We start from the raw sequence: 375 nt of genomic DNA, 5'->3' as shown, positions 1-375 counted from the left end.
ATTTCAAGCACCAAATTCCAAATTCCAATCTTTTTAATCCTCTGCGAAGATCAGCGAGATCAGCGGGAAATAAATGCAATAAAAATGCCCGTAGATTCCGGGCATTTTTTATTCTGAATTATATGAAAATTCTTATTTTTCCTGCCCGTTCAGGAGAACAGGTTTTCCGAAGCCTAAATTTTCTAGTCGGTCCAGCTGCGTGGCTGCATCTCCCACAATCAGATAGTACATTTTATTAGGATCCACATATTTTTCAGCCAGGGCTTTGATCTGTGGAACAGTAATGTTCCTTACCGTTTCTTCCTGCTGTAAAATAAAGTCCTTAGGTCTGTTGAAGTTGCTTATTTCTCTAAGCATTTGTAGCTTGGACCCTAA

At 39.2% G+C, this 375-nt stretch carries 1 protein-coding gene; it reads right to left on the bottom strand.

Features of this window, described 5'->3' with window-relative positions; genetic code table 11:
* Positions 1-132: 132 nt before the first annotated feature.
* On the bottom strand, positions 133-375 hold a 243-nt coding region (locus HC175_RS20460; protein ID WP_209310150.1), incomplete at its 5' end, for a hypothetical protein.

Source organism: Salinimicrobium oceani (assembly GCF_012037645.1).
The sequence above is the reverse complement of the archived record's forward strand: the minus strand, read 5'-3'. Positions and strand labels throughout refer to the sequence as shown.